Genomic DNA, 16,654 nt, shown 5'->3' with positions numbered 1-16,654 from the left:
CATCGCCTCGGTGGGTCAGGCGTCCGCGGGCTCCGCAGGGGGCGTTGCCGCGGCCTTGCGGGTACGGCGGACCCGGGGCTTCGCCTCGGCCTCCACCTCCGGCTCGGCCTGTGCCGGGATGTCGGCGGTGGCCTCGGTGGTCGCGGTCGCCTTGCGGGTACGGCGGCGGGGCTTGGCCTCGACGGCCTCGGTGGCCTCGGCGGTGTCGACGGCCTTGGCGGCCGCCGTCTTCCTGGTGCGCCTGGGCTTCACCTCGGCCGTGGCGTCCGCCGTGGTCTCCGGCTCCTGCACGGCGGTGGCCGCCTTGCGGGTGCGGCGCGGCTTGGCCTCGGTGGCCTCGGCGGTGTCCACGGCCGTCTCCGCCTTGGCGGTGGCCTTGCGGGTCCGCCGGGGCTTGGCCGCCACGGTCTCCGCCGGCTCGGTCTCGGAAGAGGCCTGTGCCGGGATGCCGACGGCGGTCGAGGCGGCCTCGGCGGTCGCGGTGGCCTTACGGGTGCGGCGCGGCTTGGTCTGCTCCGGCTCCGGTGCGGATTCGGCGGTCACCTCGGCGGTGTCCGCCACCGCCTCGGCAGCCGAAGGCGCAGTCGCGGCCGCGGCCTTGCGGGTCCGGCGGCGACGCGGTTCGGCGGCGGGGGCCTCGGGCTCCCCGGTCGCCGGGGCCGTCCCGGCCACGGCGGTGCTCTCGGCCGACGGGGCGACGGCGACCGCCACCGCCACGTCGGCCTCGACCGGCGAACCGGCCGGGGCCGCGGTGTCGACGGCTGCCGTCTCCGCGGACCTGCGGGAACGGCGGCGGCGCGGCTTCGCCGGGGCCTCGGGGGCGTCCAGGTTCTCCAGAGCGTCCCCGGACGTGCCCGCCGCTGTCGCGACAGCGGCCTCGGCGGGCTCCGCGGGCCCGGTGGACTCGACCGCGGTCACCGGGGCGCTCGTGGCCTCGGCCGGGGCTCCGCCGCGCATGCGGCGGCGGCGACGCGGGGTGCGGAGAGCCGTGCCGGCCTCCGCCTCGGCGGTGTCCTCGACGGCCGGGGCCGCCGACTGCTGCGCCGAGTCGCTCAACGGCGTACCGCTACGCGTACGGCGACGGCGGCGCGGCGTACGGGCCGGACTCTCGTGGTCGGCGGACCGGGACTCGCCCCGGTCGCCCCGCTCGCTGCGGCCACCGCGCCCGCGCGGGCCACCACGGCCGCCCGGCTCGCCCAGGTCCTCCAGCTCCTCCGCGTCGAGCCCGGCGCGGGTGCGCTCCGAGCGCGGCAGGACACCCTTCGTGCCCTCGGGGATGCCGAGGTCGGTGAACAGGTGGGGGGAGGTGGAGTACGTCTCCGGCGGGGCGCTGAAGCCCAGGTCCAGCGCCTTGTTGATCAGCTGCCAGCGCGGGATGTCGTCCCAGTCGACCAGCGTGATCGCCGTACCCTTCGCCCCCGCGCGGCCGGTACGGCCGATGCGGTGCAGGTACGTCTTCTCGTCCTCGGGGGACTGGTAGTTGATGACGTGCGTGACACCTTCGACGTCGATGCCGCGGGCGGCGACGTCGGTGCAGACGAGTACGTCCACCTTGCCGTTGCGGAAGGCGCGCAGCGCCTGCTCGCGGGCGCCCTGGCCGAGGTCGCCGTGGACCGCGCCGGAGGCGAAGCCGCGCTGCTTGAGCTGGTCGGCGAGGTCGGCGGCGGTGCGCTTGGTCCGGCAGAAGACCATGACCAGGCCCCGGCCGTCCGCCTGGAGTATCCGCGAGACCAGCTCGGGCTTGTCCATGTTGTGCGCGCGGTAGATGAACTGCGTGGTGTTCGCGACCGTCGCGCCCTCGTCGTCCGGCGCGGTGGCGCGGATGTGCGTGGGCTGCGACATGTAACGGCGGGCCAGCCCGATGACCGCGCCCGGCATCGTCGCCGAGAACAGCATGGTCTGGCGGCGGGCCGGAAGCAGGTTGATGATCTTCTCGACGTCGGGCAGGAAGCCCAGGTCGAGCATCTCGTCGGCCTCGTCGAGGACGAGGGCCTTGACGTCCTTCAGGTTCAGCTTCTTCTGCCCGGCCAGGTCGAGCAGCCGGCCCGGGGTGCCGACGATCACGTCGACGCCCTTCTTCAGGGCCTCGACCTGCGGCTCGTAGGCCCGTCCGCCGTAGATCGCGGTGACGCGGACATTGCGCACCTTGCCGGCGGTCAGCAGGTCGTTGGTGACCTGCGTGCACAGCTCGCGGGTGGGGACGACGACGAGCGCCTGCGGCGTGTCCGTGAGGTCCTCGGGCTTCGCACGGCCCGCCTCCACGTCCGCGGGGACGGTCACGCGCTCGAGGAGCGGAAGGCCGAAGCCCAGCGTCTTGCCGGTGCCGGTCTTGGCCTGGCCGATGACGTCGGAGCCCGACAGGGCCACGGGGAGCGTCATCTCCTGGATGGGAAAGGGCGTGATGATGCCGACGGCTTCAAGGGCTTCGGCGGTCTCGGGAAGGATCCCGAGCTCTCGGAACGTAGTCAGGGTGCTGCCTCTTCTGTGTGCGCGGTGCGAGGCGAGCGCGGGGGTCGTCTATGGACCGTGCCGGGGACGTCGGCTGCCTTACGGGGATGCCGTAGGACACGGGACCACTGCCGACGCTCTAGCGCTCGTACCGCTGAGGGTCCCTCCGATCGTCGTACGCAATGTGCCGCACGGTCAGGGAGAGCGGTCGGGGCGGAGCCGATCGGGCCTCCGACCGGGCATCCTCATACATGCGCCCTGCCGACTACGTCAGAGTATTCGGCGGGCGCATTACCACCATACCCCGGATTCGCGCACACGCCATGGCCGATTTGGCCACCCAGTCGTCGTCACACGTGTTGACCAGCACCTTACGGCCCGCGACGAGCGGGCTATTGTGCGGATTATGACGAGCTCTGACAAGCCTGACCGCGCCGCGGACACCCCCGACATCCCCGCCGCGCCCACCGGCGTCGCCGCCCTGGACTGGGCCACCGCTGCCGCCGATCCGCAGTACCGCGCCGCCGTCGTGGACCTGCTCGGCGCGCTCGCGTACGGCGAGCTGGCGGCGTTCGAGCGGCTCGCGGACGACGCCAAGCTGGCGCCCACGCTGGAGGACAAGGCGGAGCTGGCGAAGATGGCGTCGGCCGAGTTCCACCACTTCGAGCGGCTGCGCGACCGGCTGGCCGAGGTCGGCGAGGAGCCGACCGTCGCGATGGAGCCGTTCGTCGCCGCGTACGAGGGCTTCCACAAGCAGACGGCGCCCTCCGACTGGCTCGAGGGACTCGTGAAGGCCTACGTCGGCGACTCGATCGCCAGTGACTTCTACCGGGAGGTCGCGGCCCGGCTGGACTCCGACACCCGCGCGCTGGTGCTGGCCGTGCTCGACGACACCGGGCACGGTGGGTTCGCCGTGGAGAAGGTGCGCGCGGCGATCGATGCGGACCCGCGTGTGGGCGGGCGGCTCGCACTGTGGGCGCGTCGGCTGATGGGTGAGGCGCTGTCCCAGTCGCAGCGGGTGGTGGCCGACCGGGACGCGCTGTCGACGATGCTCGTCGGCGGGATCGCGGACGGCTTCGACCTCGCCGAGGTCGGCCGGATGTTCTCCCGGATCACCGAGGCCCACACCAAGCGGATGGCGGCCCTGGGCCTGGCGGCCTGAGAGCCGCCCGGCTCCGTCGGGCGCCGGTGTCGGCGGCGGCCGGTCAGGCGGTCGCCGACCGGCTGCGGAGTCTGCCCGCGGGGCGCAGCAGCAGCGACAGCGACGCCACGGAGACGATCGCCGCGCCGGACAGGGCCGTCAGCAGGTTGCCCGCGTCCAGCGCGTTGTGCGTGAGGAACGCGCCCAACAGTGCCCCGGCGACACCGGTCGACAGGACCAGGGCGCGGGCGGGGAGGCGGTGCGGCAGGCGGCGGGTGGCCGCCCATGCCAGAGCCAGGCCGAGGATCACTGAACTGAGCGTTTCCAAGAGCATGTTGGGGTTCCTCCCACATGGCCGGCCTGCTCGCATCGGTCGTAGCCCGTCTTACCCCTGACCTGCGGGAGCCAATCCTTCCCTGTACGGGACCTGTGTCCCGTCCGCGCGGGCGGAGGCGGTGGCACGCGGTGGCGGAAACGGCCTGGGACACGGGAGGACGGCAGGGGGAGGCAAGCCGAACGGAGTAGCCGCGCAGAGGCGCGCAGAGGCGCGCAGAGGCGCCGGCCGGGAGAGAGCCGGAGCGACGGAGAGGCGCGGAGCGGGACGTGGAAGGGCCCGGCGGTTCGAGGTGCCGAGCCGCCGGGCCCTTCCGTGTCTGCCGGTCGTCGCCTACAGCGCGCCGAAGCCCACCTTGCGCGGGGCCGGCTCGCCGATCTCGATGTACGCGAGACGGTCGGCCGGGACCAGGATCTTGCGACCGTGCTCGTCCACGAGGCTCAGCAGCTGAGACTTCCCGGCCAGCGCCTCGGCCACCACGCGCTCGACCTCCTCGGCGCTCTGACCGCTCTCCAGAACGATCTCGCGGGGCGCGTGCTGCACGCCGATCTTGACCTCCACGGCTATGTCCCTCCGACGGTCAGTGAAGTGCGCGACCTTCCGCGCCGTACCCAGCACACATTAGCCCGGTGCGGGAACGTGCACGCTCCGCCCCCGCAACGCCAGGAGCGAACAACCGGCGAGAACACACGGCCGCCCCCGCCGGCCCGCACGCGCTGTCAGAACTGCTGCTCGCTGCCGTGCAGCGGGAATCCGGCGATGCCCCGCCAGGCCAGCGAGGTCAGCAACTGGACCGCCTGGTCGCGCGGCACACTGCGGTCGCTGTGCAGCCAGGATCGCGCGACCACCTGGGCCAGACCGCCCAGCCCCGAGGCCAGCAGCATCGATTCCTGGCGCGACAGCCCGGTGTCCTCGGCGATGACGTCGCAGATCGCCTCGGCGCAGTCGTTGGTGACCCGGTCCACGCGCTCGCGTACGGCGGGCTCGTTCGTCAGGTCCGACTCGAAGACCAGACGGAAGGCGCCGCCATCGTCCTCGACGTACGCGAAGTAGGCGTCCATGGTCGCCCGTACGCGCTGCTTGTTGTCGTGCGTCGACGCGAGCGCGTGGCGCACCGACTGGATCAGCGACTCGCAGTGCTGGTCCAGCAGCGCCAGATAAAGGTCGAGCTTGCCCGGGAAGTGCTGGTAGAGCACCGGCTTGCTGACACCCGCACGCTCGGCGATGTCGTCCATCGCCGCCGCGTGGTAACCCTGCGCGACGAACACCTCCTGGGCGGCGCCCAGGAGCTGGTTCCGTCGGGCACGGCGCGGCAGGCGTGTACCCCTCGGGCGCACGGTCCCTGTCTGCTCGATGGCTGTCACGCCGCCTCCCATTGTCGTCCACGTGCGGTGTGAACCGCGCCGTCATCGTACTTTTCGGTAACCGTGCTGTGCGCGGTGAGGGCGCAGAATTTCACGGACCGGACGACACCGAAAGCCGTACGGACGGTTTCAAAAGCTGCCAGACGGGGCAAAGTGAAGCCTCGCTTCCGCATATGCCTTCCCTGTGTGCCTTCCTTGCGAAGGCGTCCTTCGGCGGCCTCCCCGGCTCTCTCGTCCCCGTCACCGGTAGTCGTCCTCGTCGAGGGAGACGATCCTGGCCTGCTCGGCGAGGTCCGCCTCGTTGGCCCGGTCGGTATCGGCGCCGGTCAGCGGGTCGTCGCGGTCAGGGTTGAGGTCCGCGAACTGTTCGGCCGTATCGGCCTCCGGCGCCTCGACGCCGTGTTCCAGGCCTTCGCGGGTGTCGTCGGCTTCCTCGAACGTCTCGGGATCGGTGGGGTCTATGGCCATGGCTGGGCTCCCTTCCTACGAATGTCCCCGGAGCATGCGGGGGCCACATGCGGGTGCCCTGGGTACGAGCCTAGGAGACCCCCGATCCGGGCGCTATGCGATCCGCGACCGGGATGTGACACGGTGCGCGGGCGGTGGGCCGGCCTGTGATCGCCGACACATGAGCCCTGACGTGATCATCTCGTAACATTGCCGCATGTCTTCGACCGACCTGCCGTCCGTGCCGCCCGCGACCGTGCTTTCCGAAGCGGCCGCCGTGAGGATCGCCGAGGGTGAGCGTCTCAGGTCGGTCGCGCTCCCGGGCGTCACCCTGTCCGTGCGGTCGAGGCCGCCCACGCGCGAGGGGCTGCCGCCCGCGCTCCACATCCACGGGCTCGGGGGGTCGTCGCAGAACTGGTCGTCGCTGATGCCCTTCCTGGAGGACGTCGTCCACAGTGAGGCCGTCGACCTTCCGGGCTTCGGCGCCTCGCCGCCCCCGGACGACGGCAACTACTCGATCTCGGCGCACGCGCGCGCGGTGATCCGTTATCTCGATGCCGCCGGGCGCGGCCCCGTACACCTCTTCGGCAATTCGCTCGGCGGTGCGATCGCCACCCGCGTCGCCGCCGTACGCCCCGACCTCGTCCGCACGCTCACACTCGTGTCACCGGCCCTTCCCGAGCTGCGCGTGCAGCGCACCGCCGTGCCGACGGGACTGCTGGCGCTGCCCGGGATGGCCCAGCTGTTCATCCGGATCACCCGGGGATGGTCGGCGGAGCAGCGAGTCCGCGGCGTCGTGAGGCTCTGCTACGGGGACCCCGGGCAGGTATCGCCGGAGGCGTTCCGTCACGCCGTGCAGGAGATGGAGCGGCGGCTGCGGTTGCCGTATTCCTGGGACGCCATGGCACGCTCCGCACGGGGACTCGTCAACGCGTACACCCTCGGCGGCCAGCACGGGCTGTGGCGCCAGGCCGAGCGGGTGCTCGCGCCGACCCTGCTGCTGTACGGCGGCAGGGACCAGCTCGTCGGCTTCCGGATGGCCGGGCGCGCGGCCCGCGCGTTCCGCGACTCCAGACTGGTCACCCTGCCCGACGCGGGGCATGTGGCGATGATGGAATACCCCGAGGCGGTGGCTGCCGCATTCCGTGAACTCCTTTTGGATGCAACGGATTCGGCGGAGGAGGGGGATACTTTGGAGCCGGGCGCGCAGGGCGCTCCGGGCTCGGCCGCCAGTATTGCCGCGGACGAGGCCGTCGACGGCGGGACCACCGCCGAGAACCTGAGGGGCTGAGGCGCGACGTGGGACGCCACAGCCGCCGTGGACCCGCACCCAAGGGCGACGCCCACCCGGCGCGGGGTACGACGCCTCCGGGGCAGGGGGCGGCCTCCGGTGGAACCGGCGCGTACGGCCCGCCCGGCCCGTACGGCTCACCCGGGCAGGGAGCGCGGGGTGACGGCCCGCCCGCGGGACCCGGGACGCCCGCCCACGGCGTGCCGCGGCTTTTGGACGGCCGGCTCCCGGACGGGACACCGGCGCGTGCAGTGCCCCGCCCGCCCGACGGCACCCTCGGGCACGGCGTGCCGCCGGCCCGCGGCGGTGGCCATCCCGAGCAACGGGAACCCGGCGGCGGCTGGGGCGAGTGGGGGGGACGGAGCGCGGGTGCCGGGCCGGCCGGCGGGGCGGCCGTACCTCTGCCGCGCCAGCGCCAGGCACCGCCCGAGGGACCGCGCGGGCCACGGGGGTCGCGCGGACGGCAGGGTCCGCGGCAGGACTACCTCGATGCCTTCGACGAGGGCGACGACGTCTTCATTTCCCGCCCGCCCGCCGCGCCCCGTCCGGCCTCCGCCGCAGACTCCGTACATCCCGCGGACCCCTACGGCGTCGTCACCGACTGGAACACCGCCTCGGCCGCCCGGCCCCCGGCCGGCACCGACGCCGCGCCGCCCACCGGGGTGCCGGTACAGACAAAGGGCGTCAAGGGGCGCGCGTTCACCGGGATCGCGGCCGCCGCCGTCACCACCGTGCTGGCGGTCGTCGTGGCCGGCCAGGTCGCCGACGGAGGCGAGGGTTCCGACGACCTCCAGGCACGGTCCGCCCCCGAACAGGCGGCGCGCGACGCCCGTGACTCCGGCGCGAACGGGGGCGCGGGCGATGAGCAGAGCACGTCCCCGGGCGCCCCCCGCGCCGCCGGGCCGCTGACGTACGCACAGAAGATGGACAAGAAGTACCCACTCGGCGCCACGGCCGAGGGCTCGGGGAAGTTCGACGCGATTCCCGGCATCGCCGCCGCGCCGGGCAAGGGGCAGAAGATCACCTATCGCGTGGACGTGGAGCGGGGGCTGGGCCTGGACGGCGCGCTCTTCGCCGAGGCGGTGCACAAGACGCTCAACGACCACCGCAGCTGGGCGCACAACGGCGCCCGCACGTTCGAACGCATCCACTCCGGCACTCCCGACTTCGTCATCACTCTCGCCAGTCCCGGGACGACCGCCGACTGGTGTGCCAAGTCCGGCCTGGACACCACGGTCGACAATGTCTCCTGCGACTCGGCCGCCACCGACCGCGTCATGATCAACGCCTTCCGCTGGGCGCAGGGCGCCAAGACGTACGGCGAGGAGATGTTCACCTACCGCCAGATGCTGATCAACCACGAGATCGGCCACCGCCTCGGGTACAACCACCTCACCTGCGACAAGGACGGCGATCTGGCCCCGGTCATGCAGCAGCAGACCAAGTTCCTCGACCACGACGGAATCAGCTGCCTGCCCAACGCCTGGCCGTATCCGAGAAGCTGACGGACGGGCCGGAGCCGGCACGGTGGGCCGTGTGTGCCCGTACCGTGTCCGTCGCCGTCCGCATGTTCATCTGATCTCTTAGCGCGACCAAACGCGCCCCGCACTGGAAAGTTACGACCGTTCACCCCTTTTGGTGGTGCGACGGACAACCGTCCATCACGGCCCCACCTTGTCCGATTACGTTCGTCCCGCTGCGAGCCGCCGGGTCAACGGCGGCTCCCCATACGGGAGATCGGGGGTGCACTCGTGCGCATCGGACTGCTTACAGAGGGTGGCTATCCGTATGTGAGCGGTGACGCCGGACTCTGGTGCGACCGTCTCGTGCGCGGACTCGGGCACCACGAGTTCGACGTCTACGCGTTCAGTCGCAGCGAGGCCCAGGAGGACGACGGCTGGGTGCCGCTGCCGCCGCAGGTCGGACGGGTGCGTACCGCGCCGCTGTGGGCCGCCGAGGACGACGGGGTGGTGCACGGCAGGCGCGCGCGCCGGCGCTTCGCCGAACACTACGGCGAACTCGCCGCCGTCCTCTGCGCGTCGGACCCCGCGGTGGCGTCGGACCCCGCGACACCCGACGCGGACCCCGGGACGGAAGGGGCGATCCGTGCCCCGGCCGAGGCGGACCGTTTCGCCGGAGCTCTGTACGGCCTCGCCGAACTCGCCCGCGACGACGGCGGTCTCACAGCCGCCCTCCGCTCCGAAACCGCCGTACGCGCCCTGGAACGCGCCTGTCGTGCGCCCCGCGTGCTGCCCGCCGCGCGGGAGGCCCGGGTGCCGGACCTGCTGGCTGTGGCCGCGCACCTGCACGAGGCCCTGCGCCCCCTCTCGCTCGACTGGTACGAGGAGGACGGGCTCGGCGCGGTCGACCTGTGCCACGCCGCCTCCGGCGGCACGGCCGCCCTCCCGGGCCTGCTCGCCGGCCACTTCTTCGACGTCCCCCTGCTGGTGACCGAGTACGGCGTACGGCTGCGCACGCACTATCTGACCCGGCCGGACTCCTCACCCGCCGTCCGGTCCCTCCTCGCGGCCTTCCACGGCCGGCTCGCCGCCGAGACCTACCGGCGGGCCGCTTTCATCACCCCGGGCAACACACACACCCGCCGCTGGCAGGAGCGCTGCGGCGCCGACCGGACGAAGGTCCGCACGGTCCACCCCGGGATGGACGCGGCGCCCTTCGCGGAGGTGGGCGAGTCCCCGGAGCGCGCCGATCCGCACACCCTCGTCTGGACCGGCCGGGTGGAGCCCGCCAAGGACCTGGTCTCGCTGCTGCACGCGTTCGCCGGGATCCGCACGGCCGAGCCCGGCGCCCGCCTGCGGATCATCGGCGGCCCGGTCGGCCCCGAGGGCGCCCCCTACCTCGAGCACTGCCGGGAACTGGCCGCGCGGCTCTTCCCGGACGGGGCCGGGAGCCCGCACGCCGACGGTGCCGGTCCGGTGTCCTTCGAGGAGACCGGCGGTCCGGGGCTCACCGGTCCCGCCGACGCGTATGCCGCAGGTGCCGTGACCGTTCTGTCCAGCGTGGTCGAAGGCTTCCCCGCCGGGCTCGTCGAGGCGATGTTCGCCGGCCGCGCGACGGTGTCCACGGACGTCGGCGCGGTGGTCGAGGTCATCGGCGGCACCGGACTCGTCGTACCGCCGCGCGATCCGCGAGCGCTCGCCGAGGCGTGCGTGTCGCTGCTGCGCGACCCCGAGCGGCGCGCGCGCCTCGGTGCCGCCGCGCGCGCCCGCGCACTCGAACTGTTCACCGTCGAGCAGAACGTCGCCGCGTTCCACGACCTGTACCTGGAGGTCGTCGCGCGCACCCCGGTCCGCCGCGTCCTCCTGAACGGCACGGGTGATCCCTTGCCCTTCGCCGCCCCGGTCGAGGCCCACATCCCCGGCCACTGGGCCGACCTCGCCTCCCGCCGGTCGCCCCGTCCCGCCCCCACCTGGGCCGCAAACACCCCGGTGCGGGCCCCCGCTCCGGCTCGGGCGGCCCCTGTTCCGGCTCGGTCCGCCACCGACCCGGTACCGGACGCATCGCCGGTACCGGACGCATCGCCGGTCCCCGCACCGGAGGCGGCACGATGACGGGCCTCGACGAACTGGACCGCGAGTCCGCGCAGCCCGGCGCCGGCCAAGGCACCGCCGATCCGGTGAAGGCGCTGCTGCACCGCCATCGCGAGCTGTGCGAGCGGGCGGTGGACCCCCTGGAGATCGCGGCGGGCCTGGAGGCGCACGGCGTCACCGACCGGACCGCCGCCCGCTTCAAGCACCGGGACGTCTTCTCCCTCGCGGAGGAGTTGTACGCCCGGATCCCGCGCGACGGAGACGCCCCCCGCCCCTCCGCCGCCACGACCGCCCCGGGGCCCCGCGCCGGCTGGATCGTTCTCACCCTGCTCCCCGGGATCCTCGGCCTCGCGTCGGTGGCCGCCCTGCGCCTCACCCACGGCCAGAGCCGCGGCTACGCGGTCGCCGCGGGCGCGCTCGCCATCGCCCTGGCCATGCGCGCGGCCCTTCGACGCGGCCGCCCGCTCGGCACCACGCCCGCCACGCCCATCCCGCCCACCACGGGCACGGCGGCCTGGACCTGCTGGCTCATCGGCTACGCCCTCCTGGGCGACGGCCTGCTCCACACCGCGATCACCGGCGGCCCCGACGGCCCGCCCACCGGCGGTCCCGGCGGCGACTGGGCGCTCGCCATCGCCCCGGCCCTGGCCCTCACCCTGGCCTTCGCCCCCGGTGCCTGGAGCGCCCGGCTCTTCACCGTACGGGCCCGCCGCAAGGTCGCGGCCAGCCGCGGCCTCGAAGACTTCGCCGACTCCGTGCGTCCCCTGCTGTTCGGAACCTTCGCCCTGTTCCTGTGCGCCCTGGCAGCTCTCTTCACCCTCTGCGCCACGGCCCTGGACGAGCCCTTCACCCACCACGAAGTGCTCGCCCTGGGCGCCCTCCTCTTCCTGGCCCGCATCCTCACCCTCCATGGCTACACCCATGCGCCGAAGGTGATCCTCGCTGCCGCGGCCCTCGCCCAGGCGGCGGCCCTGGCCACGGTCTTCGCGGCCCGTCTGCCCGGCTGCGGGGCGCTGGCCGTCCCTGTGGAAACCCTGGTCACCGTCTGGGACCCCGGTGGTATCACCACCCTCATCTGCGGCGGGGCCGCCCTGACCCTTCTGATCCACGCAGCACGCACCCTCACCCGAGCCTCGGCCCACGCCCAGCCGGAGGCACCACCCCAAGGAGATTCCGCATGATCACCCGCCCAGCAGCCTCGGCCGTCACAGGAGCCGCCCGATGAGAGTCCTGCTGATCGGAGCCAACGGGTACATCGGCCGCTTCGTCGCCGACCGTCTGCTCGCCGACCCGGCCGTCCAGCTCACCGCCCTCGGCCGCGGCGACGACGCCGACGTCCGCTTCGACCTCGCCACCGGCAGCCCCGGCGCACTCACCCGGTTCCTCGACGCCGTCCACCCCGGCGTCGTGGTCAACTGCGCCGGCACCACCCGCGGCGGAGCCCGCGACCTCACCCGGCACAACACCGTCGCCGTCGCCACCGTCTGCGAGGCCCTGCGCCGCAGCGGCTGCGGCGCCCGGCTCGTACAGATCGGCTGCAGTGCCGAGTACGGCCCCAGCCAGCCCAACTCCTCCACGGCGGAGGACGCCGTCCCCCGCCCCGGCGGTCCGTACGGCGTGAGCAAGCTCGCCGCGACCGAACTCGTCCTCGGCTCCGGCCTGGACGCCGTGGTCCTGCGGGTGTTCTCGCCCGCGGGGCCCGGCACCCCCGCCGGTTCGCCGCTCGGCCGCCTCGCCGAGGCCATGCGCCGCGCCATGCAGTCCGGCGACGGCGAACTGAAACTCGGCGGTCTCGGCGTCCAGCGCGACTTCGTCGACGTCCGGGACGTGGCCCGTGCCGTGCACGCGGCCTCGCTCTCCGCCGCGCAGGGGGTCATCAACATCGGCTCGGGCCGTGCCGTCCGCCTGCGGGACGCCGCCGCGATGCTCGCCCGCGTGGCCGGATACGGCGGCGCCCTCCAGGAGCTCGACGGCCCGCCCGGCGCCCACGGCGGTCACGGCGGTCACGGCAGCACGGGGCACACCGCCCACACCCCGCATCTCAGGCCGGCCATCGGACACCCTCGCGGCGAGTCCGACCAGCACGCGGCCTCGGTCGCGTTCCCGTATCCGGACGGCTGCGGCAACTGGCAGCAGGCGGACGTGCGCACCGCGCGCGACCGGCTCGGCTGGCGCCCCCGGATCAATCTCGAGGAGTCCCTCGCCGACATCTGGATGGAGGCGGCATGTCGTATCTGATCAACCGGAGCCATCCGAACGGTCCGGGCCGTCCGAGCGCTCCGGTTCGTCCCGCCCCTCCGGCCGCCGTGGGCGACGGCAGGCCTGGCATCGGCTCTGGAACCGGCGCAGGCGCAGGCGCAGGCACTGGCATCGGCTCTGGAACCGGTACCGGCACCGGCGTCCGTACTGGCTTCGGGGCACCCGGCCTGGCGCATCCCCTTCTCGCCCCGGCCGAGTGGAACGCGCTCACCCGCCCGGGAGGCGCGAGCCCTCTGCACTGGGTCGTCCTGAACGTGGCCAACGGGCCCGGAGTGCAACCCGACCCGAGCTGCCTGGAAGCGGCGGGACGCCTGCGCAACGCCGGTGTCCGTATTCTGGGCCACCTCGACTCGGCATATGGTCTCCGGGACTTCGGCAGGCTGATCTCGGACGCGCACCGGTTCATCGACTGGTATCAAGCCGACGGATTCCTCCTGGACCGCTGCCCCGCGGACCGCGCCGCGCTCCCCGCCGTCCGGCGCGCGGTCCATACGCTCCGGGTGATCCGTGATGATGCCCACATCGTCCTCGGCCACGGGACCCACCCGCACCCCGGCCACGCCGACATCGCCGACCAACTGGTCACCTTCTCCGGCGCGTGGCACGACTACCGCTGGTCCCAGGTGGCCGAGTGGACCGTCGACCATCCGCCCGAGCGCTTCTGCCACTTCGTCCACGGAGTGCCCCGGCCGCATGTGGCGGAGGCGCTGCGCATCGCCCGCTGGCAGGGCGCCGCGACCGTCTGGTTCACCGACCGCACCGACCGCGACAGCCGCATCAATCCCTGGGAGCCGTTGCCCGGCTACTGGGACGATGTCGTCTCGCAGGCCGGGATGGGTGTCTCGGAATGAAAAAGGCCATGGCACTGTTGGAGGGAAGAACAACCGTAGTGATTGACCGACCAACGGAGTCCCCGTGTCGTTGCCACCCCTGGTCGAGCCGGCCGCCGAGCTCACCGTAGACGAGGTCCGCAGGTACTCCCGCCACCTGATCATCCCCGATGTGGGGATGGCCGGGCAGAAGCGGTTGAAGAACGCCAAGGTGCTGTTCGTCGGCGCCGGTGGCCTGGGTTCGCCGGGGCTGATGTATCTGGCCGCGGCGGGCGTGGGCACGCTCGGCATCGTGGAGTTCGACGAGGTCGACGAGTCGAACCTGCAGCGACAGGTCATCCACAGCCAGGCCGACATCGGCCGGCCCAAGGCCGAGTCCGCGCGCGACACGATCAAGGGCATCAACCCCTACGTGAACGTGATCCTCCACGAGGAGCGCCTCGAGGCCGACAACGTGATGGGCATCTTCAGCGACTACGACCTCATCGTCGACGGCACGGACAACTTCGCGACCCGGTACCTGGTCAACGACGCGTGCGTGCTGCTGAACAAGCCCTACGTCTGGGGCTCGATCTACCGCTTCGACGGCCAGGCCTCCGTGTTCTGGTCCGAGCACGGCCCCTGCTACCGCTGCCTCTACCCGGAGCCCCCGCCCCCCGGCATGGTCCCCTCCTGCGCCGAGGGCGGCGTCCTGGGCGTGCTGTGCGCGTCCATCGGCTCCATCCAGGCCAACGAGGCCATCAAGCTCCTCGCCGGCATCGGTGAGCCGCTCGTCGGCCGCCTGATGATCTACGACGCTCTGGAAATGCAGTACCGCCAGGTCAAGGTCCGCAAGGACCCCGACTGCGCGATCTGCGGCGAGAACCCGACCGTCACCGAGCTCATCGACTACGAGGCCTTCTGCGGCGTCGTCTCCGAGGAGGCCCAGGCGGCGGCCGCCGACTCCACGATCACTCCCAAGCAGCTCAAGGAGTGGATCGACGAAGGCGAGAACATCGAGATCATCGACGTCCGCGAGCCGAACGAGTTCGAGATCGTCTCCATCCCCGGCGCCCGGCTGATCCCGAAGAACGAGTTCCTCATGGGCAACGCCCTGGAGGACCTCCCGCAGGACAAGAAGATCGTCCTGAACTGCAAGACGGGCGTCCGCAGTGCGGAAGTCCTCGCGGTCCTGAAGTCCGCGGGCTTCGCCGACGCCGTCCACGTCGGCGGCGGCGTGGTCGGCTGGGTCAACCAGATCGAGCCGACGAAGCCGATCTACTGACCGATCCACCGACCCCGGGGCGCCACCGCGATCCCCGACAGGTCCCGGGCGGGGGCTGCGCGCACCACGGGTGCGTGCAGCCCCCGCCGCCGTCATGAGCAGATCTTGCCGTCCTTCGGCACCGTGCCGTCCAGCAGATACGCGTTCACGGTGGAGTCGACACAGTCGCTCCCACTGCCGTACGCGCCGTGGCCCTCGCCCTCCCAGGTGAGCACGACCCCCACGCCCTCGCCCAGCTCGTCCGCCATCCGCTGCGCGCCCTCGTACGGAGTGGCGGGATCGCCGGTGTTGCCGATCACCAGGACCGGAGCGGCACCCGGCGCGCTCACCTCCGGAGTCTCGTGCTGACCGGGGACCGGCCAGTCGTGGCACCAGCCGGCCATGTCCCAGCCGAGGAAGGGGCCGAACACCGGCGAGATCCGCTCGAACTCCGGCAGCAGTTCCTCGGTCTGGGCCGCGGTCATCCGCTGCTTGCCGTCCAGGCACGATATGGCCCGCTGCGAGTGGGTCGTCGTCCCGTACTTTCCCGACGCGTCCCGTTCGTTGTAGCCGTCGGCCAGCGCCAGCAGCTCCGAGCCGTCGCCCTCCTCGGCCGCCTCCAGCGCGCTGGTCAGCACCGGCCAGCCGTCCTTGCTGTACAGGGGGAGGACGATGCCGGTCAGCGCCAGCGACTGGGACAGCTCCCGCCCCTTCGAGGACGTCGGCAGCGGCTCGGCGTCGATTCGCTCCAGCAGCTCCGCTATCTCACGCGACCCCTGCTCGGGGTCCCGGCCGGTGGACTTCAGATAGTTGTCCAGCGCGCGCTGGAACCCACGGGTCTGGTTCTGGGCGTGCCCCACGGTGTCGGCGCTCGGGTCGACCACCGCGTCGAGCGTCAGCCGGCCCACCTTCTTCGGGAACAGGTGGGCGTAGACGCCGCCGAGTTCGGTGCCGTAGGAGATGCCGAAGTAGTTGAGCCTGTCGTCGCCGAGAGCCTGCCGGACGCGGTCCATGTCGCGGGCGGTGTCGGTGGTCGACACATGGGCCAGCAGCTTGCCGGCCGACTCCTCGCAGCCCTTGCCGAAGTCCGCCGCGTCCGCGAGGTACTCCTGCTCCTCAGCCGGGGTGTCCGGGGTGGAGTCCACCGACTCGGCCGCCTGGATCTCCTCGTCGTCCCGGCACCGGATGCCCTCACTGGCGGCCACCCCGCGCGGATCCCAGCTCACCAGGTCGTACCGCTCGCGCAGCTTCGAGGCGGTAGTGGCGTAGGAGGGCATCATGGACACACCGGAGCCGCCGGGCCCGCCGAAGTTGAACAGCAGGGACCCGAGGCGGTCGTCCCCCGTGGCCTTCGCCCGGATCAACGCCAGCCCGATCGTCCCGCCGTCCGGCTTCGCCCAGTCCAGTGGTACCTGGAGGGTGCCGCACTGCCATTCCTCACCGGGCGCGGGTGTGTCCCCGGAAGCCTCGCAGCGCCCCCAGTCGATCGCCGTCCCGCCGCTCCTGTCATGGTCGCCCGAGCCGTCGTCGGGTCCGCCGCTGCATCCTGCCGCCAGCAGCGCGGCACAGGCCGCCAGAGCCGTCCACCGTGCGAAACGCGTCATGTGCCCCATTCCCCTCGCGGGCCGTCCGCACTGTGCGGCGGATGGCGGTCAGGCCATGGTAGGCAGATCCCACACTCACCGTGGAAGCCTGTGGATAACCATCTGACCTGCTGTTTTGTAATGCTCTTTACCTGCTCGGGCT

At 72.6% G+C, this 16,654-nt stretch carries 14 protein-coding genes; 8 read left to right on the top strand and 6 right to left on the bottom strand.

The window, feature by feature from the left end:
• Positions 1–15: 15 nt before the first annotated feature.
• Positions 16–2,379, bottom strand: coding sequence for a DEAD/DEAH box helicase (locus tag ACFP2V_RS22580; RefSeq protein WP_381215373.1), 2,364 nt, complete (start codon positions 2,377–2,379; stop codon positions 16–18).
• A 475-nt stretch (positions 2,380–2,854) separates the two neighbouring features.
• On the opposite strand from ACFP2V_RS22580, the gene ACFP2V_RS22575 reads away from it, so the two are divergent.
• Positions 2,855–3,610, top strand: a complete 756-nt coding sequence (locus ACFP2V_RS22575) for a ferritin-like fold-containing protein (RefSeq protein WP_381215370.1) — start codon at positions 2,855–2,857, stop codon at positions 3,608–3,610.
• Positions 3,611–3,653: 43 nt separating this feature from the next.
• On the opposite strand, the gene ACFP2V_RS22570 is transcribed toward ACFP2V_RS22575, so the two are convergent.
• From ACFP2V_RS22570 to ACFP2V_RS22555, 4 genes are all read right to left on the bottom strand, one after another.
• Positions 3,654–3,923: a hypothetical protein gene (locus ACFP2V_RS22570; protein ID WP_381215367.1), complete on the bottom strand. Its 270-nt coding sequence runs from the start codon at positions 3,921–3,923 to the stop codon at positions 3,654–3,656.
• Positions 3,924–4,256: 333 nt separating this feature from the next.
• On the bottom strand, positions 4,257–4,484 hold the full coding sequence (locus tag ACFP2V_RS22565; RefSeq protein WP_030220063.1) for a DUF3107 domain-containing protein: 228 nt from the start codon (positions 4,482–4,484) through the stop codon (positions 4,257–4,259).
• Positions 4,485–4,642: 158 nt separating this feature from the next.
• A complete protein-coding gene (locus tag ACFP2V_RS22560) occupies positions 4,643–5,287 on the bottom strand; it encodes a TetR/AcrR family transcriptional regulator (RefSeq protein WP_381215363.1) in 645 nt (214 codons plus the stop codon).
• Positions 5,288–5,527: 240 nt separating this feature from the next.
• Entirely contained in the window at positions 5,528–5,755 is a 228-nt protein-coding gene (locus tag ACFP2V_RS22555) for a hypothetical protein (protein WP_381215360.1), read from the bottom strand.
• A gap of 196 nt (positions 5,756–5,951) precedes the next feature.
• Here ACFP2V_RS22555 and ACFP2V_RS22550 point away from each other — a divergent pair, with 196 nt between their 5' ends.
• From ACFP2V_RS22550 to moeZ, 7 genes are all read left to right on the top strand, one after another.
• Positions 5,952–7,025 (top strand): alpha/beta fold hydrolase, encoded by a 1,074-nt coding sequence (locus ACFP2V_RS22550; protein WP_381215357.1) that lies wholly within the window; start codon positions 5,952–5,954, stop codon positions 7,023–7,025.
• 8 nt (positions 7,026–7,033) lie between these two features.
• On the top strand, positions 7,034–8,530 hold the full coding sequence (locus ACFP2V_RS22545; protein WP_381215354.1) for a DUF3152 domain-containing protein: 1,497 nt from the start codon (positions 7,034–7,036) through the stop codon (positions 8,528–8,530).
• Between the two features lie 246 nt (positions 8,531–8,776).
• Positions 8,777–10,597, top strand: a complete 1,821-nt coding sequence (locus ACFP2V_RS22540; protein WP_381215351.1) for a DUF3492 domain-containing protein — start codon at positions 8,777–8,779, stop codon at positions 10,595–10,597.
• Entirely contained in the window at positions 10,594–11,757 is a 1,164-nt protein-coding gene (locus tag ACFP2V_RS22535; protein ID WP_381215348.1) for a hypothetical protein, read from the top strand. Before ACFP2V_RS22540 ends, ACFP2V_RS22535 begins: the two co-directional genes overlap by 4 nt.
• A 40-nt stretch (positions 11,758–11,797) precedes the next feature.
• A complete protein-coding gene (locus ACFP2V_RS22530; protein WP_381215345.1) occupies positions 11,798–12,814 on the top strand; it encodes an NAD-dependent epimerase/dehydratase family protein in 1,017 nt (338 codons plus the stop codon).
• Positions 12,815–12,945: 131 nt separating this feature from the next.
• On the top strand, positions 12,946–13,686 hold the full coding sequence (locus ACFP2V_RS22525) for a spherulation-specific family 4 protein (protein ID WP_381215545.1): 741 nt from the start codon (positions 12,946–12,948) through the stop codon (positions 13,684–13,686).
• A gap of 64 nt (positions 13,687–13,750) precedes the next feature.
• The gene (moeZ, locus tag ACFP2V_RS22520; protein ID WP_381215342.1) at positions 13,751–14,929 is read left to right on the top strand and encodes an adenylyltransferase/sulfurtransferase MoeZ; all 1,179 of its coding nucleotides are present in this window, start codon (positions 13,751–13,753) and stop codon (positions 14,927–14,929) included.
• Between the two features lie 92 nt (positions 14,930–15,021).
• Here moeZ and ACFP2V_RS22515 read toward each other — a convergent pair whose 3' ends face one another.
• Positions 15,022–16,512, bottom strand: coding sequence for an alpha/beta hydrolase (locus tag ACFP2V_RS22515; protein WP_381215339.1), 1,491 nt, complete (start codon positions 16,510–16,512; stop codon positions 15,022–15,024).
• Between the last annotated feature and the right edge of the window lie 142 nt (positions 16,513–16,654).

It is taken from the genome of Streptomyces incanus (genome assembly GCF_042656345.1).
Taxonomy (GTDB): domain Bacteria; phylum Actinomycetota; class Actinomycetes; order Streptomycetales; family Streptomycetaceae; genus Streptomyces; species Streptomyces incanus.
Note: the sequence above shows the minus strand (reverse complement) of the source record. Positions and strands in the feature narration are given on the sequence as shown.

Coding starts and splice junctions, on each gene's coding strand:
- ACFP2V_RS22515 (WP_381215339.1), bottom strand. CDS start 16,512: ATGACGCGTTTCGCACGGTGGACGGCTCTGGCGGCCTGTGCCGCGCTG.
- ACFP2V_RS22570 (WP_381215367.1), bottom strand. CDS start 3,923: ATGCTCTTGGAAACGCTCAGTTCAGTGATCCTCGGCCTGGCTCTGGCA.
- ACFP2V_RS22580 (WP_381215373.1), bottom strand. CDS start 2,379: ATGACGCTCCCCGTGGCCCTGTCGGGCTCCGACGTCATCGGCCAGGCC.
- ACFP2V_RS22575 (WP_381215370.1), top strand. CDS start 2,855: ATGACGAGCTCTGACAAGCCTGACCGCGCCGCGGACACCCCCGACATC.
- ACFP2V_RS22530 (WP_381215345.1), top strand. CDS start 11,798: ATGAGAGTCCTGCTGATCGGAGCCAACGGGTACATCGGCCGCTTCGTC.
- ACFP2V_RS22555 (WP_381215360.1), bottom strand. CDS start 5,755: ATGGCCATAGACCCCACCGATCCCGAGACGTTCGAGGAAGCCGACGAC.
- ACFP2V_RS22550 (WP_381215357.1), top strand. CDS start 5,952: ATGTCTTCGACCGACCTGCCGTCCGTGCCGCCCGCGACCGTGCTTTCC.
- ACFP2V_RS22535 (WP_381215348.1), top strand. CDS start 10,594: ATGACGGGCCTCGACGAACTGGACCGCGAGTCCGCGCAGCCCGGCGCC.